The following is a 22,661-nucleotide window of genomic DNA, read 5'->3' on the forward strand; positions in this document are numbered from 1 at the left end:
CTCCCCTTTCCCCGCCTCACGGGACGGAATTAAAAAAGGAACATTTGCCCTCCAAAATTACCATACCGGCAGCCGGCGCCTGGCCCGCCAGCGAGTGTCCCTACCCACACTTCCGGCCCCTTCCCACTCATCCAACAGCTGCAGTCGCCGTCTTTGCGCCGGGCTGCCTGCGCATTGCCGCTGGAGCCCCTAGGCTTTTGTCCATGACCACCAATCAGCCGTGGCAGGATCCCTCCGGCCGGAATCCATATGCACACCAGGTTCCCTTCAGGGCGGAAACGAACCCGACGTGGATGGGAAGGGTCCAGCCGCAGAACTACCGGCAGGCGCCGGCCAACCCTGCCGGAGCTGTCACGCCGGTGGTTCCGCCGGCGTTGCCGGTGGAATCCCGGCGCCGTGCCTCTGCCGGGGTCCTCGGCCTTGTGCTTGGTGCCGTGGCCGTGGCCTTCATGGGCCTGTTCCTGGTCCTCCCGTTCTTGGTGGGAAACACTGGCATCGCAGGATTCGTCATCGGTTTTGTGGCTTCGCTGATTCCCCTGGGCGCCGTCCTGCTGGCCGTTGCTGTCATAGACCGCTGGGAACCTGAACCAAAGCGGCTGCTGATTTTCGCGTTTGTGTGGGGCGCGATTGGCTCAATTTCCGTCACCCTACTCATCCAGCCGTATTTCCCGCTGATTGCACCTCCACCCGCAGGTATGGACTTCCTGACATTCGCTGTGACGGTCAGGGCCCCTGTGGTGGAAGAGTTTGCCAAGTCCCTCGGGCTGCTCCTGCTCCTCTTGCTGGCGCGGAAGCATTTTGATGGTCCAGTGGACGGCATTGTCTTCGCCTTCACCATTGCAGGCGGCTTCGCTTTCACCGAAAACATCCTCTACTTCGGCCGGGCTATTGCTGAATCCAGCGATCCCGGGACTGACCTCGCCCGCGTGTTCTTCCTCCGCGGCGTCATGTCTCCCTTCGCCCACGCCATTTTCACCGGGGCTACGGGCCTCATCATGGGAATCGCTGCCCGCCGCTGGCACCATGGGCTGTCAGTTCTGGGGTTCGTCTTTGGGCTCATCCCCGCGATGATCCTGCACAGTCAGTGGAACAGCATGGGGCAGAATTTCCTCACGCAGTACATCTTCATCCAGGTACCCATTTTCGTGCTGGCCATCGTCGTCGTGATCCTGCTCAGGGTTGCCGAGAACCGGCTCACGCGGCAGCGCCTGCTGGAGTATTCGGCCGCAGGATGGTTCACGCCTCCGGAGGTGGCCATGCTGGCCACAGCGAGCGGACGCCGCTCCGCCATCCGCTGGGCGAAGAGTTTTGGCCGGGGGCACCAGATGAAGGCCTTCCTGCGTGCCGCCACGCAATTGGCGTTTACGCGCCAGCGCATCCTCAGCGGACGTGATGTTCAGGGCCACCAGCATGATGAGCAGCGTCAGTTACGCGACATCGTCGCCTTGAGAGCTGCAGTCGCAGGCTGAGTCTGAAACAAAGTGTTTCTGTCCCTTTAGCGAACCTTGAATATTTCCTTGGCGAATGTCGACAGATCCTTGATTTGTGTCAGCAATCGTAAGAACGACGACGGGCTGGCCGTCGCTTTCCATCTCAATATTCCTGGGGGATTTTGTGGATACAACAGTTAAAGAAAACCGCTGGACCCGAGGCAGGGCACTTCTTGCAGGAGGTCTGGTTCTGGGTCTGGGAGCCGCTGCTACCCTGGCGGCTTGGACTGACAATGAATGGGTTTTCGGCGGATCAGGAGAAGGCAACGGCACCGAACCGCGCACTCCTGGAACCGGCGTTTACAGGATGCAACAGAACACGTGGACGGGAATTGCTGCGGCCGCCAACTGGACTGACGAACCGAACGCCAACGGCGGGGCGCTCACTTTCACCCTGGAACCGGAAAAAATGGTTCCCGGAAAAACGGTGTACTCGTCAATGCAACTGCGGACTGTAGCAGGCTCGGAAGCCTTGGATGTTTCCCTCGCGGAAGGCATTCAGTCTGCCCTCAACCAAGGGCCGGACAACAGTACAGCGCTGTACAACGCACTCAGGTACGGCGTTTACAAGGGTGTAGACAAAGCCACGTGTGAAGCGGGAACAGTAGCCGGGGCCAGTGTCGTTGTTCCTGAAAACTCAGTCCTCACTGCGACGTCAGCCACGACTTTCCACTTGGCTGCGGGGGCCGATGCCGACACGCCTGGAGCGCCTGAAAACCTTTGCTTCGCCCTCACCCTTCCGTCTACGGCCAGTGCAGACCTCCAAGGTTTGAACACAGTGCCCGTATGGCGGTTCACCAGCAGTGTCGGGCAGTAGCTGGAAGGGAACCCTCTCACGCCGATTGGCGAGGGCCGGCAAGGAAACAACGCTGACGGCCTTGGCCCTGGCCGGGTGTCTGTGCATTCTCGCAGTCCTGGCCGGAGCCTGGCTGAATATCAGTCTGATAGTGTTCCGCACCGGATCCATGTCACCCGGAATAGAACCAGGTGCCATCGCTATCGTCCAGGAGGTTCCGGCATCGTCCCTTGAACCTGGCGACGTTGCTACCGTCCAGCGCGAGGGGTCAGCGCTTCCGGTCACCCACCGTGTGGTTACTTCGGTGGCTGACCCCGCGGATCATCGCAAAGTGTTCCTCACCATGAAAGGGGATGCGAACGCGTCCCAGGATCCGGTCCTATACAACGTTCAAAGCGCCAAGAAACTTCTGTTCGCTGTACCCGGCATCGGTTACTGGGTGATGCGGCTGCAAAGTCCCTGGTTCATGGCCTTGATCACCGTCACAATGGCCACCCTGGTCACTTGGACGTTCTGGCCCCGAAGAAGGAAATCGGACCCATCCACACGCTCCCACGCTGGGCAGACGCGTCCCGGAAAGGCAGGTACTGCATGAGGCGGGCCAGACGTTCCGGCTACTCAGCAACGATGGGCACGCTGCTGGTTACGTTTGCAGTGGCGCTCTGGATAGGAACGAACTCGGCCGCCCACGCGGCCCCACTGACGGTCCACGAGCCGATGCAGGACGTCCCGGAGACAGGGCAAGCGGGGCTCCTGAGCCTGACTTCTTCGTTCCTGCCACTTGAAATACCCTGGCTGCAGCCCGGGGACACGTTCAGTTGGCAGATCGGCCTCCACCTGAAGGATCAGGCGGTGGCAGACGGAACCTTGGAGTTCATACCCTATGGAGGGCTCATGCAGCCGCGGGCCGGATACCGGCTCACCGCGCAGCGCTGTGAATCTCAATGGTCTGGACAAAGCGGCACCCGCGGCGAACTGAAGTGCGCTTCCGGAGCCACTGTTTTGCTGGCCGATAGCCCCCTTCAATCGGGGCCAACGGCGCAGATTCCTTTCGGTGACGTGGCCGCCTCAACCAGCCCGCACATTCTCTTCACCCTGTCACTGCCGGAAGGGGGAGCCGCCGCTGGCCCCTTTGCCTTTGCACTGGGTTTTACAGTAATGGGAGATGAAGCATCGAGGCGCAGCGAGCTGCCGGAAACCGGGTTCGCCGTGGCAGGGGCGCTTGCAACAGGGGTTGCCCTGCTGGGAGCGGGCCTGTTCGCAAAGGTCACTGGCAGAAGGGCTGCCAAGTCATGAAACTCCTGGTTGGCCGACTCAGAAGCGGCATGACTGTGGCCGGCATTCTATCCGCCGTCGCTGCACTGTCCGGCGCGGCCCTTACCAATGCAGCCTGGCTCGATGACGAGTACGTCCACGCCCGCGGCGTAGGCACCGATGGCAAGTGCGAACTGAACAGCGGAACAATCAGTACGGCATCTGCACGCCAGCTCAGCGGGACCTTGCTGAGCTACAACCTGGACAATCTGGCCTCCGTCCAAGGGGTTCAGGTCTCCAACGACGGCGGCGGAACCAGCACAGCAAACCCCGGGGCAATCCGCATCGACGACAACACCTTTATGGCGCCACTGGACGTGGATTTGCTCAACAATGACCTCCTCCAATTCTCACTTCCGCTTGGCCTTCCGATCGGTGCTGCCGACGTGCATAGCCAATGGAGCCAGACCCTCAATAACGGGAACACGACGGCGGCCAGCGGCCTGGTCACAAACAGCGGCGGGGCCATCAGCCTTGGGCAGCCGCAGGACCCGGTTAATCCCCCTGTCATGGCGGCACTCGATCTGGGCGCGCTTGCGCCAACAGCCTTGTCGAGCATGACCCTTGAGGTCGGGTCCGCCTCGAGCATTGCCCGGGCGACCCAGTGCGGTGATATTGGCAACAGTTGGCTGGGGCCCCTGGAGGAGCCTTTGTTGGACCGTGCTTACAGTATTTCGTCCCTCGATCTGCAGGCAACACTGCTGACTCTGGGTACTGCAGTATCCGGGACCACTGAACTGCTTGACGGCGTTCAGGCAAGCCTGGACGCAGCCAGTGAGGCCATGCAGGTGAGCATATCCGAGGATTTGGCGCTTGCGGCCGTCCCGCTCCTTGGTAACTTGACTCTGGGCAGTGTCAACACGCAAGTGACCATGAGCCGCGTTGACCTTACACCTCTCCGGGCCCTCCTCCACGGCACAATGACCGACGACCGCGGCTTGCTTACAGTTGATTTTGGCGCCGGCACCCTCCGTGTTGATCTTGCGAAGACGGCCGGCGGCGTCAATGGGCTCAATGGCCTGGATCCCAATACTGAAATAGTTCTTAACCAGGCCATGATGGACGAACTTACGGCGGCGTTTACCCAGGTACTGAACGACTGGCAGGAGAACATAGCCTCTGCTCTCATTGACGCCATACGAGCGACCTCGGTATCGGCTGACTCGGCAGTCCACGTACTCTCCGAAGGCGTCTCTCTCGCAGAAATCCGGCTCGGACTTGGACCGACTTCCGTCGGTCAGTTGTTGAACCTGCATAACGACGTGCCGGGTACACCAGCGGTTCCCGTGACGACGTCTGTACGCCTGCTGGGTCTGGACCCCTTAGGACTCCTGAGTCCGACGCTTCAGGATTTGGAGTCCGGGCTTGCCTCGGCGCTACCCGGCATCGTCGGCGAGGCGCTCAATGAAGAACTCGTCCTTGGCATCACAGGGGATGTGAAAACGTCTGTCGCGACGTTGACGGGCCCGGTGGGAGCCAGCGTGTCATCAGCCCTTGACGAGCTGAGCAGCCTGCTCTCAATCATGGTCAACGTCCAGCCCGACAAACCCGGGCACCCGGAGCCATCGAGTGCCGGGCCGTTTCAAATTTCGGCTTTGCATCTGTCGCTCTTTGGGCTGGATGTCCTGGATCTGTCTGTTGCCACTTCAACAGTGGGGTACGGAACCTGACACCTCGGGGCGGCATCGAGGAGCTGTGTGATGGCAAGGTGCTTCACCGAAGGGTACCGGGACCGGGAACCCTTGGCGGTACGGCCAATGGTCCGCCACAAAGAGAACCGCGCCCCAAAAGCAGGAATTTTCATTCCAACTTCCGGAGCGCGGTTCGCTGCCCGGCAGGGCTGTAAAAGGTAGACGCAACGAATGTGCACGCACGCGCACCTGAGGGCAGCGGCCGGCAGAAAGCCTAGGCCAGGAGCGAAGGCTTCAGCTGCTGGAGACGGCCCAGAAGGCCGTTGATGAACGACGGCGATTCATCGGTCGACAGCGTCTTAGCCAACGCCACGGCTTCGCTGACAGCAACGCCGTCAGGGACGTCGTCGTTGTAGAGCAGCTCCCACGTGCCGATCCGCAGGATGATCCTGTCTACCGAGGGCATCCGCTCCAAGGTCCAGCCCTGGGAATACGTTTCCAGGAACTCGTCGATGGCGCTTTGGTGTGAAACCACGCCCTCAACGATTTCGAGAGTATAAGGATTGACGATCTGGTCGGTCTTTTCGCGTCGTGACCTCAGGACGTCGAACGCTGAAACGGAACGCTGCTCCGCCTCGAAAAGTACATCAAGAGCCCGGTTCCGGGCTTTACCGCGTGCACTCACTAGTCGTTGACCCGGCCAAGGTAGCTACCGTCACGGGTGTCGACCTTGACCTTGGTGTTGTTCTCCACGAAGAGTGGAACCTGGATTTCGTAGCCGGTCTCCAGGGTTGCCGGCTTGGTTCCGGCGGAGGAGCGGTCGCCCTGCAGGCCCGGCTCCGTGTAAGTGATCTCAAGAACAACGCTCGGCGGAAGCTCAATGTAAAGCGGGGTGCCTTCGTGGATGGCAATGTTCACCATCTGGTTTTCCAGCATGAAGTTGGTGGCGTCCCCCACCGTTGCACCGGTTACGGTGATCTGGTCGTAGTCCTGGGTGTCCATGAACACAAAGTCCGCGCCGTCCTGGTACAGGTACTGGTAATCCCGACGGTCCACTGTGGCTGTTTCGATCTTGAGCCCGGCGTTGAAGGTCTTGTCCACAACCTTGCCGGACATAACGTTCCGCATCTTGGTGCGGACGAACGCGCCGCCCTTGCCGGGCTTTACGTGCTGGAACTCGATGATGTTCCAGAGCTGGCCCTCCAGCTTCAGGACGGTACCGTTCTTGATGTCGTTAGTGGTTGCCACTGATTTCCTCTGGTTTCTCTGTGACTGGTTCTGGCTGCCAGCCGCTTATGCCAGGCAGGCACGCCAAACGGCCCGCCAGCGCGTATTTATCAAAAATCCAAAGACCATTCTACCGGTACAGCGGACCCATCGGGTTCTGGCTCCTTAACAAGCCATCTCAAGGACGTTCCGCGCGCGCTGCAGCGCCACCGTGGAGCTGTAGATCAGCGCAGCGTCCGCCGCTTCCGCGACGCGAAGGTCCAATGCTTTGGCAAAGGCGTCCACCGCCGACGCGGTGTTGCCTGCTGCGTAGTAGGCACGTCCCAGATGCTGCAGGACGACGGCTTCCCGTGGGGTGCCCTGCACCTCTGCCAGCAATTGCTTATACAGTTCAACGGACCGGTCGAAACGGTTGGAAACCCGCAGCACTTCAGCCTCGAACGTCCGCAGGCGGAAGGATTCAGGATCCTTATAACGTGCTTCGGCCAGCAACTCGGCTGCATCAGCGGGATGGCCTTGGGCGAGAAGGACAAAGATCCTGTCGGAAGGGTCAGTGGAGGCAGCCAACGCTGCCTGGCAAAGTTCCTCGTCCACGATGTGGGGCGTAAGTGTGTCCGGGTTGATTCTGATCCCGGGAAATCCTGCGTCCGGCCATTCGCTGGTTCCTCCAGTTACCGAATACATCAGGAGGCAATCTCCTGGTAGGCGGCAAACAGCAGGGAGGTATCGGGAACCTCGAGGATTCCCGGGCGCCCGACGCCGTCGAGCACCACAAACCGCAAGAGGTCACCACGGGATTTCTTGTCGCGGCGCATTCCGTCCAGAAGCCCTTGCCACCGGTCCCGGCGGTACGTCACGGGCAGGCCAAGGGCTTCAAGGATGCTGCGGTGCCTGTCGGCCTCGGCGTCGCTGAGCCGCCCCACACTCCGGGACAGTTCCGCAGCAAACATCATGCCGACGGAAACGGCTGCCCCGTGCCGCCAGGAGTACCGCTCCACCAGTTCAATGGCGTGGCCCAGCGTGTGCCCGTAGTTGAGGAATTCCCTGGATCCCGATTCCTTGAGGTCCTCTGAGACGACTTTGGCCTTGACTGTGATGGCCCGCTCGATGAGTTCACGGAGCACTGCCGACTCCGGATCCGTAACAGCTTCCGGGTCCTTCTCAACGAGGTCCAAAATGGTGGGATCTGCGATGAACCCGCATTTGATGACCTCGGCCATTCCGGAGATCATCTCGTTCCTGGGCAGCGTGCTCAGGGTGTCAAGGTCCACCAGGACCGCGGCGGGTGGGTGGAAGGCTCCCACCAGGTTCTTGCCTTCGGCGGTGTTGATGCCCGTCTTACCGCCAACGGAGGCATCCACCATGCCGAGGAGGCTGGTGGGCATGTGGACAACCTTCACGCCGCGCAGCCAGGTAGCCGCGACGAATCCGGCAAGATCAGTCACGGCTCCGCCACCAACTGCAACGATGGCATCAGAACGGGTGAAATCGTTCTGTCCCAGGACCTGCCAGCAAAAAGCGGCAACCTGAATGTGCTTGCCTTCTTCGGCGTCCGGAATTTCAGCAGTGAGTGCTGTGAACCCGGCAGCAGCCAGCTCATCACGAACGGTGTCGCCGGTCAGCCTCAGAGCGCGCGGATGAATGACGAGGACCCTCTTTACCCGCTCCCCCAGCACCGCGGGAAGTTGATCCAGCAGGCCATGGCCCACAACGACGTCGTAGTTCTCTCCGGCCGACTGGCCGGTGACTTTGATGACGGTTGATTCGTTACTCACTGCTCAACTTCCTCTTTCACGGCTACGTTTTCCGGTACAGCGGGTGCCGCGGCGGTTTCCTTCGCGATTGATGCTGCCCCTTCAGGGAAGTCACGCAACGCTTCCTCCAGTCGCCGCCCCAGCTCTGAAACAGAACCGTGCCGGACATCGAAGACCAGATCGGCGAGCCGTTCGTACACCGGGCGCCGGGTGGTGAAAAGTTCCATCCAGCGGCTCATTGGATCGCCGGCCAAAAGCGGACGGCCCGAATTCCTGGCGATACGTTCCGCGACCGTTTCCGGATCGCATTCCAGATACACCACCATGCAGCGGGCCAACAACTGCTGGGTGCCGGAATCCAGAACCGCTCCCCCACCCAGTGAGATCACTGTCGGAGTTCCGGTAGCCTCCTCGATGACCCTGGCTACTGTCCGGGCTTCGATCTCCCGAAAAGCATGCTCGCCGCGGCCGGCGAAAATATCGGCGATGGAGCCGTGATTTTCAACAATCAGGGCGTCCGTGTCGACGAAAGGCGCACGCAGTTGCTTGGCGAGCTGCTGGCCAATGGCCGTCTTCCCGACAGCCATTGGTCCGATCAACGCAATGGGCCCGGGAATACTCAACCAGGCTCCCTTACCGACCGGCACTACTGGCCGATCGTATCCAGGGCCGCCGGGATGCTTTCCAGGTAACCCTTGATGTTGCGTGCAGTTTCAGCCACCGAATCTCCGCCGAACTTCTCCGCGACGGCCTCCGCGAGAACCAGGGCCACCATGGCTTCGGCGACCACTCCGGCAGCAGGAACCGCGCAGACGTCCGAACGCTGGTGGTGGGCCTTCGCAGCCTCGCCGGTGCTGACGTCAATTGTCTTGAGTGCTCGAGGGACCGTGGCAATAGGCTTCATCGCGGCACGGACCCGCAGCACGTCGCCAATGCTCATGCCGCCCTCGATCCCGCCTGCACGGTTGCTTGTGCGGATGATTTTCCCGTCGACGTCCCTGACGATCTCGTCGTGGGCAGCTGAGCCCCGGCGGGCAGCGGTCAGGAAACCGTCGCCCACTTCCACACCCTTAATGGCCTGGATGCCCATAAGTGCCGCCGCGAGGCGGGAATCCAAACGACGGTCCCAGTGGACGTAGCTGCCCAGTCCGGGCGGGAGCCCGTAGGCCAATACCTCGACGACGCCACCGAGCGTTTCGCCCTCTTTGTGGGCAGCATCCACTTCGGCGACCATGGCGTCGGACGTCTCGCGGTCAAAGCAGCGAAGAGGATCCGCGTCGAGTGCAACGACATTAGCGGGAACCGGCAGAGGCCTGCCTTCGGGTACTGAGACACTGGCGATGGCAACAGTGTGGCTTACAAGTTCAATCCCGAGTTGCTTGAGGTATTGGGAAGCGACAGTCCCAAGGGCAACACGTGTGGCGGTTTCACGGGCGCTGGCGCGTTCCAGAACCGGACGGGCCTCATCGAAGCCGTACTTCTGCATTCCGGTGAAGTCGGCGTGGCCGGGACGTGGCCGGGTCAACGGTGCGTTGCGTGCCTGGTCAGCCAGCAGCTCGGCATCGACGGGATCGGCCGACATGATCTGTTCCCACTTGGGCCACTCGGTGTTTCCGACTTGGATGGCGACAGGCCCTCCCTGGGTCAGGCCGTGCCGGACTCCACCGAGGATCGATACGGCATCCTGCTCAAACTTCATCCGGGCGCCGCGCCCATAACCAAGGCGGCGGCGAGCCAACGAGTCGGCTATTTGACCGCTGGTGAGTTCAACACCTGCGGGAACGCCTTCAATAATTCCGACCAAGGCCGGACCATGGGATTCACCGGCAGTCAACCAACGCAACATATCTTCCATCCTGCCATGTATGGCGGTTACAACACCCGCCGGGGAGCCCCGACTGAGTCACACATCACATCTATGACTTTCTCATTGACATCAGCGCCACGGCCGGTGAAGAGCCGCACTTGTTCGGCCGCCTGATAGATCAGCATCTCAAGGCCAGGGACCACCCGGCCCCCCGCGTTCTGCCATGCTGCCGCGATCCGGCTGGGCCAGGGATCGTACGCGGCGTCCAGCAGAACGCCGTCGGCCGACAACCGGAGCCCGCTTAGCTCGTCCGCCAGGGCGTCAGCGCCGCGGGGAGGCAAAGTGGATATTACGACGTCGGCAGCGGCCAGGGCGGATGCCGCCTCTGAAAAGGGAAGCACCCGGATGTCCAGGCCAACGCCGGCGGATGCTGCCTTGACCTCAGCTCCGCGGTTCACGTCACGGACGAAGACATCCGCCGAGGTGGCGCCGAGGTCTTTCAAAGCGGCTACGGCGGCAGCAGCAGTGCCACCCCCGCCCAGGATGCCTGCTGATGGCGCCGGAGGGCTCCCGGCGTGACGGACGGCGTTGACGATGCCGGCGACATCAGTGTTGTAGCCGATTCTGCGGACGACAGATCCGTCAGCTTCGAACACCACTGTGTTTACCACCTTGAGGATCTGAGCGATTCCTCGAACCTCATCCATTTCATGCAGCATCGCTGACTTCAGCGGCATGGTCACTGAAAGACCGCGCCAGTCCGTTTCCGAACGAAGGGCGGCCATAAAGGCGGGAAGTCCATCTTCCGTGACATCAATGGCTGAATACGAGATGTCCTCGCCCAGGAGGGCATACGCCGCCCGGTGAAGTGCCGGCGACTTGGAATGCGAAATGGGGTGTCCCAGTACTGCAGCGCGCTGGCTCATACGCAGCGGCCCGCATTTGCAGCGCACCATTCGTTGTACTGCTCGACGTAGACGCTGTGCTCGGCCAAGGTCTTCGAGAACTTGGTTTCCTTCGTGTCCAGATTGATGGTCACCCAGTACAGGTAGTCATTTGGCTTGGGTTTGGCGGCAGCGTCAATGGCTGTCTTTCCCGGCGAACCGATCGGTCCCGCCGGCAAGCCGATCTTGGCGTAAGTGTTGTACGGGTTGGACTTGTCGGCCTTTTGCTCTTCACTGATGTGGAAGCTCTTGATGCCTAATCCATAGGTCACCGTGGCGTCGGACTGAATCAGCCCGTTGGTCTCTGTATTGTCCGGCTTCAGACGGTTGTAAATGGCACCGGCAACGTCTCCATACTCGGCCTGCCCGCCTTCAGCCTGGACGATGCTCGCAACGGTTACGACGTCGTACTGTTTGTCAGGATCCGTCACGCCCTGCGCCTTGAGCTCGTCCACCGTCGTGGACACAAGCTTCTGCACGATTTCCTTGGCGGTTGTGCCAAGCGGGAAGCGGTATTCGCCGGGAGCAAGGAAACCTTCAAGATTCTTTGCCTTGGCGCTGACACCGAATTGGGCGGGGGAATCGCTGAGCGCCTTCAGGTCAGACTCCGGAATTCCGGAACCCTTGGCAATGGCGGCAAGTGATTCATCGATCCGCAGCCCCGCGCTCAGGGCGAAGTACATAACCTTGCCCTGGTCCTTGCCCACCAGGATGGCCACCGCATCGGTGTTCTTCATCTGTTGGCGGAAGACGAAATCACCAGGGCTGAGCGTCCCGCCGTCGGCCTCAAAGGCTGACGCGAAAGTGTCTGCGTTCGCAACGACTTTCTCGCTCTCGAGCCTGGTGGCGACAGACCGTACACCTTCTCCGGGCTGGACCGTAACACTCACCTGGCCGGTTCCCGGCCCCGGGAAATCCGCCACCTTATCCATTCCCAGCAGCGGCTTCAGGAACTGCGCACCGACCACCAGTGCGGTGACGAAAACGGCCAGCGTGAGCAGCAAGGCGAGAAAGCGGCGGCGGCGGCGGACTTTCTTCGAAGGGCCCTTCTTCACGGCCGGCGCATCAGCGAACAGCGGGTGGCCATGCTCGTCCAGATGATGGTCGTGCCCATGCGCGTGCTCATCCAAGTGGTGCACGTGCTCGTCCAGCGGATGACCGTGCTGGTCCAGATGAAGGGCCTGTTCATCCACGTGATGGTGTCCATCCAGGGCCTCGTCATGGACATGGTGTGCATCGGCCTCATCACGGTCGTCAAACTCGTGGTGCCCTTGACCGCCATGATCGGGCACGGGCTCCGACAGCTGTGTGAAGTGCGAGGCGCTGTGGGCTGCCGGAAACTCACCCACGGTGACAAGGTCATGACGTTCCTCGTGGTGCAGGGGCTCGTCATGTACAGGCTCCGGGTGGACCGGCACCGGCTCCTGATGCACAGGCTCCGGGTGGTAAGTGGGCTCGTCCTGAACGAATGGTGGCTCGGGTGGTGCTGGGGGAACCTGCGGACTCTCAACGGGAGGAGCCGGTACCTCAGGCAGCGGCCTGCTGGGAGGATCTTCAACGTACGCCTGGGGAGGCACGGCATCCTGGCTCTGTGTTGCCAGCAGCTTTTCGCGGGCTCGCAGTTCCTTGCGGGTCAGGGGGCGTCCGAGGTCACCGAAAGCATCACCTGAGGACTCGTCACGATCGACCGGGCTCACTGTAGCCTTCCATGTTCTGAAGATTGCTCGTTTTCTCCAGGAACAGTCCTACCAGCGGCCCCCGCTGTGGTGTCCCCGGATTGCCCCGCACGGGAAACCGCGTAAACGCGGCTTCCAACGTCCGTTCCCCTGGCTTTTTGCATATCAATTGCGTGCTGCAGAATACCTGCTGCCGCAACCTGATCAACCACTTTACGGTGGTTACGGCTGCTCATGCCAGCCGCGTGAAGGTCGCGGTGCGCCGTCACCGTGCTAAGGCGCTCGTCAATAAGGTTCACAGGAACCTCAAAACCGCTACGCTCCAGAGCCTCTACCAGGAGGCGCGCATAGTCCTCAGCCATGCGCGCCGAGGCATGTTCCTCCCCCTTGAGCGTGCGGGGCAGACCCACGAAAATCTGCACCGCCCCCAGTTCCGCAGCGAGACCGGAGAGAATCCTGACGTCGATGTTCTTCTTGGCATTGCGTTCCAGGGTCCTGAGCGGCGTGGCCAGTATCCCGTCACGGTCGCAGACAGCAACGCCGACACGAACCGTGCCGACGTCAACCCCCAGTTTGATGCCGTGGGGGTAATCGCCGCCTGCTGCTTCCTGATTCATTGGCAGCCGCTACCGCCGTGCAATGGCGTCCACGACGGCGGTCAGCGCGGCCTGGACTTTACCCGCATCAGTGCCGCCACCTTGGGCGACATCGTCCTTGCCCCCACCGCCGCCACCGAGGATTCCTGCAGCGAGGCGCACCAGGGCTCCCGCTTTGACGCCAGCCTCGCGGGCTGCCTCATTGGTAGCGATCAGAATAATGGGGCGCTCGTTGCTGACACCGGCAACTGCAACAGCGGAAGCCGCCGAACCGAGGCGCGTACGCAGATCCAGAGCCAGGCCGCGGAGATCGTCAGCACCGCTCACCTGGCCGGCGTCGTGGGCAATCACCTTGATTCCGGCGGCATCCCGGGCCGTTCCGATGAGCTGCGCAGCCGCTGCCGTCAACTGCTCCTTGCGGAGCTTCTCGAGCTCTTTCTCGGCTGCCTTCAGCTTGGCCAGGGTGCTCGCGATACGGTCCGTCAGCAGCCCGGACGGGACCTTGAGCATTTCGGTCAACTCCGTCACGAGGGCGCGCTCGGCGGCCAGGTGACGGAAGGCCTCCATGCCTACGAAGGCTTCAACGCGCCGGTTTCCTGACCCCACCGACTGCTCGCCCAGCAAGGACAGGCTGCCGATCAGGGAGGTGTTGGGAACGTGGGTGCCACCACAAAGCTCACGCGACCAGGCGCCGTCGATCTCTACAACCCGCACTTCGCTGCCGTAGTTCTCGCCGAAGAGCGCCATAGCGCCCAATGCCTTGGCCTCTGCCAGCGGCATGACCTTGGTCTCCACCTGGAAGTTGTTCCGGATGGCGATGTTTGAAACTTCCTCGATCTCGGAGCGCGTGGCAGTGCTGAGGCCTTCGCCCCAGGCAAAGTCGAAGCGGAGGTAGCCGGCTTTGTTGTAGGAACCGCGCTGGACGGCCTGCGGACCAAGGATCTGGTGCAGCGCCGCATGGACGATATGTGTTCCGGTGTGGGCCTGCTCCGCGGCATGTCGCCGCTCCCGGTCCACAGCGGCCTGGACGAGGGCATCAGAGCTGATTTCCCCTTCACGCACGATGGCCTTGTGCACGCTGAGCCCCTTGAGCGGACGCTGGACGTCCAGCACCTCGACGACGAACCCGTCGCCCGTGATAAGTCCGGTATCGGCGGCCTGGCCGCCGGCCTCAGCGTAGAACGGCGTCTCTCCCAGCACGAGCTCGATCTCGTCGCCGGTAGAGGCCTGGGACACCTTGGCACCGTTGGAGAGGATGCCGCGGACCCTGGACTCCCCGTTAAGTTCGGTGTACCCGGTGAAGACGGTTTCGCCTTGCGCCAGCAGCTCCTGGAAGGCGCTGAGATCGGCGTGACCGCCCTTCTTGCCCTTGGCGTCGGCCTGGGCCCGCTGGCGCTGCTCGAGCATGAGCTTGCGGAACTCAGGTTCGTCAACCTTCAAGCCGGCCTCTTCAGCCATTTCAAGGGTGAGGTCTATCGGAAAACCGTAAGTGTCGTGGAGGGCGAAGGCGTCGGCTCCGGACAGCGGCCGTCCCGCTGCCTTGGAATCCTTGACGGCGTCCTCCAGACGTGCCGTACCGGAGGCGATGGTTCGCAGGAACGCCTTCTCTTCGGCGTAGGCAATGCGGCTGATCCGGTCGAAGTCGGTCTCCACAATCGGGTAGACGCCCTTCATGGCGTCACGCGATTCCGGGAGGAGGTCAGGCAGGCAGGCCTTTTCGACACCAAGCAGCCGCATCGAGCGGACGGCACGGCGGATCAGGCGGCGCAGAACGTAGCCACGTCCCTCGTTGGAGGGGGTGACGCCGTCGGCAATCAGCATCAGGGCCGACCTGATGTGGTCCCCTACTACGCGCATCCGGACGTCGTCCGTGTGGTGCGGGTCTTCCGGCGTCTCCGCCGATGTGTACTCCTTGCCGGACAGCTGCGCGGCCTTGTCGATGACCGGGCGGACCTGGTCAGTTTCATACATGTTCTCGACACCCTGCAGGATCATGGCGAGCCGTTCCATGCCGAGGCCGGTGTCGATGTTCTTCTTGGGCAGTTCGCCCACAATGTCGAAGTCGTCCTTGGAGCGGACGTTGTCGATCTGGTATTGCATGAACACAAGGTTCCAGATTTCCACGTAGCGGTTCTCGTCGGCGATGGGTCCGCCTTCGACGCCGTAGTCGGGGCCGCGGTCGTAGTAGATCTCCGAGCAGGGACCGGCGGGGCCAGGCTGGCCGGTGTGCCAGTAATTGTCAGCCTTGCCCATCCGCTGAATGCGGTTGGCCGGGACGCCCGTGTTCTTCAGCCACAGGTCCTTGGCCTCATCGTCTTCTTCGTAAACCGTCACCCACAGCAGTTCCGGGGGAAGTCCGTACCCGCCGTCGTCCACGCTCGTGGTGAGCAGTTCCCAGGCGAACTTGATGGCGTCTTCCTTGAAGTAGTCGCCGAAGGAGAAGTTGCCACACATCTGGAAGAACGTCCCGTGGCGGGCGGTTTTGCCCACTTCCTCGATGTCGCCCGTACGGATGCATTTCTGCACACTCGTGGCACGGGCATAGGGGGCTTCCTCACGCGCCGTCAGATACGGAATGAACGGCACCATGCCCGCGACTGTAAACAGCAGGGAGGGGTCGCTGGAGACCAGGGATGCGGAGGGAACCGCGGTGTGGCCTTTGCTGACAAAAAAGTCCACCCAGCGCTTTGTGATCTCCTGCGACTTCATGAGTTTTTTACGTACCCTTCTTGCTTCACTGCATTGTGGTTCGCGTGACCGCTTGATCCGCGCAGCAGCTCCGTCCTGGACCTGCCGATATCTAGTTCTTCTCCGGCTTCCACCGGCCAGCGCCAATCTAGCGCCGGACGATGTCTTCCACATCGATTCCGAGCGCTGAGCGGAGCTCGGATTCCCGTTCCTGCATCCCGCCGCGGACGGCGTCCGCAAAGTCGTACAGGCCGTCGGTGAGGCGTCCTACCGCACGATTAAGGCCTTCAGGCCCCAATGCTGACTGCGCTTCCGTCACTTTGCGAAATGCGATGACACCGATGGCAACGCCAATGCCCATCCAGATAATTCTCTTCATTTTATGTTCTCCGGGTGCATTCAGCGGCTGCGACGGCCGGTTACGGGCTTCTTGCGGGCAGACAGGGCCGTGCGGACGCCGTAGCTGAACGCAGCAACCTTAATGAGCGGAGATCCGACCGTAGCGGCCAGGAGGGAGGACAGCGCCGAGATGTTTGCCGAGGCGTCGGAGACGTTGGAGGAGATACCGTCCACCTTCTTCAGCTGCTGGTTGGTGGTGGAGACGGTCGCAGTGACCTCGTCCATCAACGGAGTGGCACCGTCGCTGAGGGAACGGATGGACGTGCGGACTTCATCGAGCACCCGCCCAAGCTTGAAAATGGGCACAGCCAGCAACAGCACCAGGAATGCAAACACTCCGGCCGCGATCAGGCCGGCAATATCGCCACCAGACATAGACGTTCATCTCCTTCAATACTGTGAATGCTGCGGTACTTCCGAGGCATTGCTGCCGAACTTCCAACCATCTTCCGGGGAACCCAGAACCCGTCGAACCAAGCTGGCCGCTACCGCGGAACTCCCCCAAGTACCTTACATACAAAGAAGCCCGCGGCGCTTGCCACGGGCTTCTTTGGGTACGCTGCCGAAAATTTAGCGTGCGTAGAATTCGACGACGAGCTGCTCTTCGCAGGTTACGGGAACCTCAGAGCGCTTCGGGCGGCGAACCAGGCGCGCCTGCAGTGCGTCCAGCTTGACGTCCAGGTAAGCCGGGACGATGGGCAGGACGTCGCGGTGGGCGCCGGCTGCTGCAACCTGGAACGGAGGCATGGTCTCGCTGCGGCTGTGAACGTGGACCAGCTGGCCCTCGGCGACGCGGAAAGACGGGCGGTCAACGCGGATTCCGTCAACCAGGATGTGGCGGTGGACAACCAGCTGGCGGGCCTGGGCGATGGTGCGGGCAAAGCCAGCACGCAGCACGACGGCATCCAGACGCATTTCGAGCAGTTCGATGAGGTTTTCACCGGTCAGGCCCTTGGTGCGGCGTGCTTCTTCGAAGGCACGGGTCATCTGTGCTTCACGGATACCGTACTGGGCGCGCAGACGCTGCTTTTCGCGCAGACGTACGGCGTAGTCGGAGTCCTGCTTCTTGCGGGCACGGCCATGCTCACCGGGGCCGTACGGGCGGCGCTCCATGTACTTGGCGGCCTTGGGGGTCAGAGCGATGCCGAGTGCACGCGAGAGGCGTGCCGTACGGCGAGCACGAGTGTTGTTAGCCACTTGTGTCCTTCCAATATCTGCGGTGTGTCAGTGTTACTGGCCTCCACGATGGAGAGCATCGGCCAACCGCTGCCTTTTGCTACTGGGCGCAGGGCACAGTCCAAACAAACCGGCATTCCTGCCGAATCAAGTGGATTGTGCGTCCGTGCCTTGCCAGACAACGAACTATCCTACCACGGGAGGGCTGTCACTCGCCGCGGATGATCTTCCTCAAACGCTCAAGCCGGACGGCAATATCGCGCTCCGAGCCGTTCGCCGTTGGTTCATAGTAGTTGCGCCCTACCAGATCATCAGGTGGGTACTGCTGCGTGGCCACCGAATGCGGTGCGTCATGGGCGTACTTGTAGCCCTGGCCGTGACCCAATTGCTTGGACCCGGGATAGTGTGCATCCCTCAGGTGTGCCGGTATTCCATTGCCAAGCCCGGCCCGGACATCGGCGATTGCCTTGTTGATACCCATGTAGGCGGCATTGGATTTGGGCGCTGTTGCCAGGTGAACCACTGCTTCCGCCAGGATGATCCGCCCCTCGGGCATCCCGATGAGCTGCACGGCCTGGGCAGCGGCCACCGCTGTCTGCAAAGCCGTGGGGTCTGCCATACCGACGTCCTCCGCGGCCGAGATGACGATGCGGCGGGCAACAAAGCGGGGGTCCTCCCCCGCCTCCAGCATCCGCGCCAAGTAGTGCAGGGCAGCGTCCACGTCCGAACCGCGGATTGATTTGATGAAGGCGCTGGCAACGTCGTAGTGCTGGTCCCCGGCCCGGTCGTATCGCACAGCAGCAACGTCCAGGGCGCGCTCCGTGTGGCGCAATTCAACGGAGATGACAGAGTCTGCGGCGGTATCGGCGTCGTCGGCATCGCCGAAGGCCACGCCGGCTGCTGCCTCCAGCGCAGTCAGCGCCCGCCGGGCGTCTCCCCCGGAAAGCCGCACGAGGTGCGCCCGCGCTTCCTCGCTCAGTTCCACTTTTCCATTCAGCCCGCGGACATCCGTGACCGCCCGGAGCAGCAGCCCTTCAATATCGGCATCGGTGAGCGGCCTGAGGGTGAGCAACAGTGATCGGGACAGGAGCGGGGAAACCACGGAAAAGGAAGGGTTCTCCGTGGTGGCGGCGACCAGCACCACCCAGCGGTTTTCGACGCCTGGCAGAAGCGCATCCTGCTGAGCCTTGTTAAAGCGGTGGATCTCGTCAAGGAACAGCACGGTGGTGGTCTTGTAGAGATCCCTGGCTGTCAGCGCCTCATCCATGACCCGGCGGACGTCCTTGACCCCCGCAGTAATGGCGGAAAGCTCGACGAATTTCCGGCCTGGACCCCGGGCAATGACATGGGCAAGAGTTGTTTTGCCGGTGCCAGGGGGACCCCAGAGGATCAGCGAACTTGGTCCGGCCGGCCCCGCCGCATTGGTCCCTGCCGCCAGCTGCCGCAACGGCGAGCCCTGGCCCAGGAGATGCTGCTGCCCAACTACTTCGTCCAGGGTCCGGGGTCTCATGCGGACCGCGAGGGGGCTCCGTTGTGACGGCGTCTGGCCCCCCGTCCGGGAATCGGGAGTGGCGGAGTCCGCGTCGTCGTCGTCGCGGTCTTGCCCTTGCCCAAATAAATCATCCACATAGATAGGCTACTCATAGATTTACCGCACGGGTTTCCTGCACGTGAAGCCGTGGAGAAGCCGGGCACTGGACAAGGGGATGCAGCAATGATCGAGAACGGTCCGGCAACGGGACGCCCAGGCGTTGCCATGCGCACTGCCTTCGTTGCGGGCCAGCGGCTGGCCGGCTGGGTGGAACGGTTTGAGGCGAGCCACGGTGCCGTTCAGTTGGAGGAGCGCGACGCCGGCCTGCAGCTAAGCGCCCCGGACGGCGCAGGCGCCCTCTTGCAGCCGCCTTGGCCGGCAGATGGACGTCCCGGCAGGGGCGCCGATCCGGTTGCCAGGATGGCTTCGCTGGCCGCACAGTCCCGCAGCCTTGGACTCGTGCTGGTCCGCCGGGGCGGTTACGCGGTTGCGTCGGTCCGGGAGGGGCGCGTAGTGGTGTCAAAAACCGGGACCCGCCATGTGCAGTCGCGGACCGCTGCCGGAGGTTGGTCGCAGCAAAGATTTGCCCGGCGCCGCGCCAACCAGGCTGATGCCCTCGTGGAAGCGGTGGCGGAGCATGCCGCAAGGATCTTCCAGGGACAGGCCGTCGAGTACATTGCCCCAGGCGGGGACCGGACCCTGACCGACCTGGTGCTGGCAGAGCAGGCGCTCAAGGAGTACGCCCGGCTCCCCCGCCTGGCTTTTATGGACGTCCCGGATCCTCGTGCCGACGTGCTGAAGAAAGCAGCCGCTGACTTTTGTGCCATCAGGATAGTGGTGTCAGATCCTCCCGGAAGCTAGCCGTATCAGCACCCCGTCAGATGCCGCTTCGGCCGCTCCTGGCGGTATACATAGCGGCCGGCTTCGGTAAAGCCTGCCTGCCGGTAGAGCTCCTGACCGGCAGGATTCGAAGCTGTGACCATGAGCCAGTACCCCGTCAGGCCATGGGAGCGCCCTTCACCGAGCAGGGCGTTGATGATCCTGCGCGCATAACCCTGGCGACGGGCGTCCGGCCGGGTGGCCATGCAGTACAACCCGCCATAGCCGCCCACTAAGGCAAGGCGTCCGACGGCGGCAGGGACGCCGGCGTCGTCCCTCACCAGCGCATAAAGGGCGCGGCAGCCGGTGAGGATCCTTCGCGCGACGGCCAGCTCCCCAAACCCGCCGCGGCCATCGACGCTCCACCACAGCTCCAGCCATTCCTCCGACGGATCCGGGAGGATTTCGACGCCGGCCCCGGCTGCTGGCCGGTTGGAGGCCGACTCGAGGTGCATAACGAGTGTTTCAGATTGCCGGGTGTAGCCTGCGGCGTCGAGCAACGCATGCAAGGACTCATGCCGCTGATGCCGGCGGTCGCGCAGGTCTTCTGCCAGCTGGTAAATGACGGGGAGCCTGTTCCGCCGGTACCACTGAACGGCCTCGCGCATTGCCGCTGATTCATTGGCCGCAGTGTCCCTGACCCAGACGGAATTGGCACGCTGGGTGACGCCGGACGCCGCCCGGAAGACCCACTCTCCGGTGTCCTGCCGTTCATGGGCCGGCCACGCGGCATCCATGAGTGCCTCCAATTCAGGCATTGCGGGACGGCCAGTGGCCTGTGCGGTTGCCATTCGTCTCCTTCAGAGCAGGGTGGAAAACACCAAAGGCCCCGTATCAGGGGGCCTCTGGTCAGGACGTCACCGGGCAGCGAGGGCGCAGGGCCCCCGCTACTTCGCTTCTGGTTTCTTCGCCTCGGGCTTGAAGTCGACGCCGGCTTCTTTGCGCTGCTGGGGCGTGATGGGAGCAGGAGCTGCAGTGAGCGGATCGTAGCCGTTACCGGTCTTCGGGAAGGCAATGACATCGCGAATGGAGTCAACGCCCGCAAGCAGCGAGACCACGCGGTCCCAGCCAAAAGCGATGCCGCCGTGAGGGGGCGCCCCGTACTTGAAGCCTTCGAGGAGGAAGCCGAACTTCTCCTGTGCGTCCTCATGGGAGAGCCCCATGACCTCGAAGACGCGCTCCTGAATGTCGCTCTGGTGGATACGGATGGAACCGCCGCCGATTTCGTTGCCGTTGCAGACGATGTCGTAGGCGTAGGCCAGGGCAGATTCGGGATCGGTGTCGAAGCTGTCCATGTACTCGGGCTTCGGCGAGGTGAACGCATGGTGCACAGCGGTCCAGTTGCCTCCGCCCACTGCAACATCGCCCGATGCCACGGCAGCGGCAGCCGGCTCGAACATAGGGGCGTCCACCACCCAGGCGAAGGCCCAGTCGTTGGGGTCGATGAGACCGGTGCGGTGCCCGATTTCGACCCGTGCCGCACCGAGCAGGGCGCGGGCCGAGGACTTCTCGCCCGCAGCGAAGAAGATGCAGTCCCCGGGCTTGGCGCCTGCGGCGTCGGCCAGGCCGGCTCGTTCGGCCTCCGTGAGATTCTTGGCTACGGGGCCGGCCAGTTCGCCATCCTCCTTGAACAGGACGTAGGCAAGGCCCTTGTGCCCACGCTGCTTGGCGAACTCCTGCCAGCCGTCCAGGGTGCGGCGCGGCTGGGAGGCGCCTCCCGGCATGACGACGGCGCCCACGTACGGAGCCTTGAAAACGCCGAAGTTGGTGTCCTTGAAGAACTCGGTGAGCTCCGTCAGCTCCACGCCGAAGCGCAGGTCCGGCTTGTCAGACCCGTATCGCGCCATGGCGTCGTTGTAGGTGATCCGCTGGATCGGAGTCGGGATCTCGACGTCGATCAGGCGCCATAGTGCCTTCACGATGCTTTCGCCGAGCGCGATGATGTCATCCTGCTCCACGAAGCTCGCTTCGATGTCCAGCTGGGTGAATTCCGGCTGGCGGTCCGCGCGGAAGTCCTCATCGCGGTAGCAGCGTGCGATCTGGTAATACTTCTCGAAACCGCCGACCTGCAGCAGCTGCTTGAAGAGCTGGGGAGACTGCGGCAATGCGTACCACGATCCCGGGGCCAGGCGTGCGGGAACCACGAAGTCGCGGGCGCCTTCCGGCGTCGAACGCGTCAGCGTGGGAGTTTCGATCTCTACGTAACCGTCCTGGTGGAGGAGTTCGCGTGCCACGCGGTTGGCCTCTGAACGCAGGCGGAGGTTCCGGCTGGGACCCGGGCGGCGCAGGTCCAGGTAACGGTGCTTGAGGCGTGCTTCTTCGCCCACTTCCACATGCTCATCGATCTGGAACGGCAACGGGTCAGAGGTGTTGAGGATCACGACCTTTTCGGCCATGACCTCGATTTCACCCGTAGCAAGAGCGGGGTTTTCGTTGCCCTCCGGGCGCTTGGATACTGTTCCGATGACCTGAAGCACGTATTCGTTGCGCAGTCCGTGGAACACCTCTTCTTCACGGACCACCACCTGGGCAACGCCGGATGCGTCACGCAGATCGACGAAGGCGACACCACCGTGATCACGTCGGCGGCCTACCCAGCCGGCCAGGGTAACGGTCTGTCCAATGTGCTCGGAACGAAGGGATCCGAGGTCATGTGTGCGCAGCACAGCACGCCTTTCTAAAGGAGAACGGAAGCAAAAACAGAATCAAGTTGACTAGGATCATTGCGGGAATGATCCCGTCCGAGTTTACCC

22 protein-coding genes are annotated in these 22,661 nt (G+C 62.3%); 6 read left to right on the forward strand and 16 right to left on the reverse strand.

Features of this window, described 5'->3' with window-relative positions; translation table 11 throughout:
• Positions 1-203: 203 nt before the first annotated feature.
• From RIN13_RS09665 to RIN13_RS09685, 5 genes are all read left to right on the forward strand, one after another.
• A complete protein-coding gene (locus tag RIN13_RS09665; protein WP_309107117.1) occupies positions 204-1,469 on the forward strand; it encodes a PrsW family intramembrane metalloprotease in 1,266 nt (421 codons plus the stop codon).
• Between the two features lie 76 nt (positions 1,470-1,545).
• Positions 1,546-2,307 (forward strand): SipW-dependent-type signal peptide-containing protein, encoded by a 762-nt coding sequence (locus RIN13_RS09670; RefSeq protein WP_309107118.1) that lies wholly within the window; start codon positions 1,546-1,548, stop codon positions 2,305-2,307.
• Positions 2,308-2,332: 25 nt separating this feature from the next.
• On the forward strand, positions 2,333-2,881 hold the full coding sequence (locus RIN13_RS09675; protein WP_309107119.1) for a signal peptidase I: 549 nt from the start codon (positions 2,333-2,335) through the stop codon (positions 2,879-2,881).
• Complete coding sequence (locus tag RIN13_RS09680) at positions 2,878-3,582, forward strand: hypothetical protein (RefSeq protein ID WP_309107120.1); 705 nt, start codon at positions 2,878-2,880, stop codon at positions 3,580-3,582. Before RIN13_RS09675 ends, RIN13_RS09680 begins: the two co-directional genes overlap by 4 nt.
• A 29-nt stretch (positions 3,583-3,611) precedes the next feature.
• The gene (locus RIN13_RS09685) at positions 3,612-5,270 is read left to right on the forward strand and encodes a choice-of-anchor G family protein (RefSeq protein ID WP_309107121.1); all 1,659 of its coding nucleotides are present in this window, start codon (positions 3,612-3,614) and stop codon (positions 5,268-5,270) included.
• Between the two features lie 235 nt (positions 5,271-5,505).
• On the opposite strand, the gene nusB is transcribed toward RIN13_RS09685, so the two are convergent.
• The 14 genes from nusB to RIN13_RS09755 all read right to left on the reverse strand — a co-directional run bounded on the left by nusB (position 5,506) and on the right by RIN13_RS09755 (position 19,125).
• Positions 5,506-5,916, reverse strand: a complete 411-nt coding sequence (gene nusB, locus RIN13_RS09690; protein WP_309107122.1) for a transcription antitermination factor NusB — start codon at positions 5,914-5,916, stop codon at positions 5,506-5,508.
• Positions 5,916-6,479, reverse strand: coding sequence for an elongation factor P (gene efp / locus RIN13_RS09695; protein ID WP_247040184.1), 564 nt, complete (start codon positions 6,477-6,479; stop codon positions 5,916-5,918). The genes nusB and efp overlap by 1 nt, the downstream gene beginning before the upstream one ends.
• Positions 6,480-6,623: 144 nt before the next feature.
• Positions 6,624-7,142, reverse strand: coding sequence for a tetratricopeptide repeat protein (locus RIN13_RS09700; protein ID WP_309107123.1), 519 nt, complete (start codon positions 7,140-7,142; stop codon positions 6,624-6,626).
• Complete coding sequence (gene aroB / locus RIN13_RS09705; RefSeq protein WP_309107124.1) at positions 7,142-8,233, reverse strand: 3-dehydroquinate synthase; 1,092 nt, start codon at positions 8,231-8,233, stop codon at positions 7,142-7,144. Before aroB ends, RIN13_RS09700 begins: the two co-directional genes overlap by 1 nt.
• Positions 8,230-8,835 (reverse strand): shikimate kinase, encoded by a 606-nt coding sequence (locus tag RIN13_RS09710; RefSeq protein WP_309107125.1) that lies wholly within the window; start codon positions 8,833-8,835, stop codon positions 8,230-8,232. The genes aroB and RIN13_RS09710 overlap by 4 nt, the downstream gene beginning before the upstream one ends.
• A 23-nt stretch (positions 8,836-8,858) precedes the next feature.
• The gene (gene aroC, locus RIN13_RS09715) at positions 8,859-10,058 is read right to left on the reverse strand and encodes a chorismate synthase (protein WP_309107126.1); all 1,200 of its coding nucleotides are present in this window, start codon (positions 10,056-10,058) and stop codon (positions 8,859-8,861) included.
• A gap of 26 nt (positions 10,059-10,084) precedes the next feature.
• Positions 10,085-10,945 carry a shikimate dehydrogenase gene (locus tag RIN13_RS09720; RefSeq protein WP_309107127.1) on the reverse strand — a complete coding sequence of 287 codons (861 nt, stop codon included), beginning with the start codon at positions 10,943-10,945 and terminating at the stop codon, positions 10,085-10,087.
• On the reverse strand, positions 10,942-12,660 hold the full coding sequence (gene mltG / locus RIN13_RS09725) for an endolytic transglycosylase MltG (RefSeq protein WP_309107128.1): 1,719 nt from the start codon (positions 12,658-12,660) through the stop codon (positions 10,942-10,944). The genes RIN13_RS09720 and mltG overlap by 4 nt, the downstream gene beginning before the upstream one ends.
• On the reverse strand, positions 12,657-13,256 hold the full coding sequence (ruvX, locus tag RIN13_RS09730) for a Holliday junction resolvase RuvX (RefSeq protein ID WP_309107129.1): 600 nt from the start codon (positions 13,254-13,256) through the stop codon (positions 12,657-12,659). The genes mltG and ruvX overlap by 4 nt, the downstream gene beginning before the upstream one ends.
• 9 nt (positions 13,257-13,265) lie before the next feature.
• A complete protein-coding gene (alaS, locus tag RIN13_RS09735; protein ID WP_309107130.1) occupies positions 13,266-15,944 on the reverse strand; it encodes an alanine--tRNA ligase in 2,679 nt (892 codons plus the stop codon).
• 127 nt (positions 15,945-16,071) lie between these two features.
• Positions 16,072-16,302: a DUF6167 family protein gene (locus RIN13_RS09740; RefSeq protein WP_309107131.1), complete on the reverse strand. Its 231-nt coding sequence runs from the start codon at positions 16,300-16,302 to the stop codon at positions 16,072-16,074.
• A gap of 20 nt (positions 16,303-16,322) precedes the next feature.
• Positions 16,323-16,697, reverse strand: a complete 375-nt coding sequence (locus RIN13_RS09745) for a DUF948 domain-containing protein (RefSeq protein WP_309107132.1) — start codon at positions 16,695-16,697, stop codon at positions 16,323-16,325.
• Positions 16,698-16,892: 195 nt separating this feature from the next.
• Positions 16,893-17,519 (reverse strand): 30S ribosomal protein S4, encoded by a 627-nt coding sequence (gene rpsD / locus RIN13_RS09750; protein ID WP_247040174.1) that lies wholly within the window; start codon positions 17,517-17,519, stop codon positions 16,893-16,895.
• 187 nt (positions 17,520-17,706) lie between these two features.
• Positions 17,707-19,125 (reverse strand): replication-associated recombination protein A, encoded by a 1,419-nt coding sequence (locus RIN13_RS09755; RefSeq protein ID WP_309107133.1) that lies wholly within the window; start codon positions 19,123-19,125, stop codon positions 17,707-17,709.
• Between the two features lie 87 nt (positions 19,126-19,212).
• On the opposite strand from RIN13_RS09755, the gene RIN13_RS09760 reads away from it, so the two are divergent.
• Positions 19,213-19,890, forward strand: coding sequence for an acVLRF1 family peptidyl-tRNA hydrolase (locus RIN13_RS09760; protein WP_309107134.1), 678 nt, complete (start codon positions 19,213-19,215; stop codon positions 19,888-19,890).
• A 5-nt stretch (positions 19,891-19,895) separates the two neighbouring features.
• On the opposite strand, the gene RIN13_RS09765 is transcribed toward RIN13_RS09760, so the two are convergent.
• Together RIN13_RS09765 and aspS are read right to left on the reverse strand one after the other, a co-directional pair.
• Entirely contained in the window at positions 19,896-20,699 is an 804-nt protein-coding gene (locus RIN13_RS09765) for a GNAT family N-acetyltransferase (protein WP_309107135.1), read from the reverse strand.
• A 96-nt stretch (positions 20,700-20,795) separates the two neighbouring features.
• Positions 20,796-22,574 carry an aspartate--tRNA ligase gene (aspS, locus tag RIN13_RS09770; protein WP_309107136.1) on the reverse strand — a complete coding sequence of 593 codons (1,779 nt, stop codon included), beginning with the start codon at positions 22,572-22,574 and terminating at the stop codon, positions 20,796-20,798.
• Positions 22,575-22,661 lie beyond the last annotated feature (87 nt).

Origin of the sequence: Arthrobacter sp., from assembly GCF_031179985.1 — a bacterium.
Classification (GTDB): domain Bacteria; phylum Actinomycetota; class Actinomycetes; order Actinomycetales; family Micrococcaceae; genus Arthrobacter.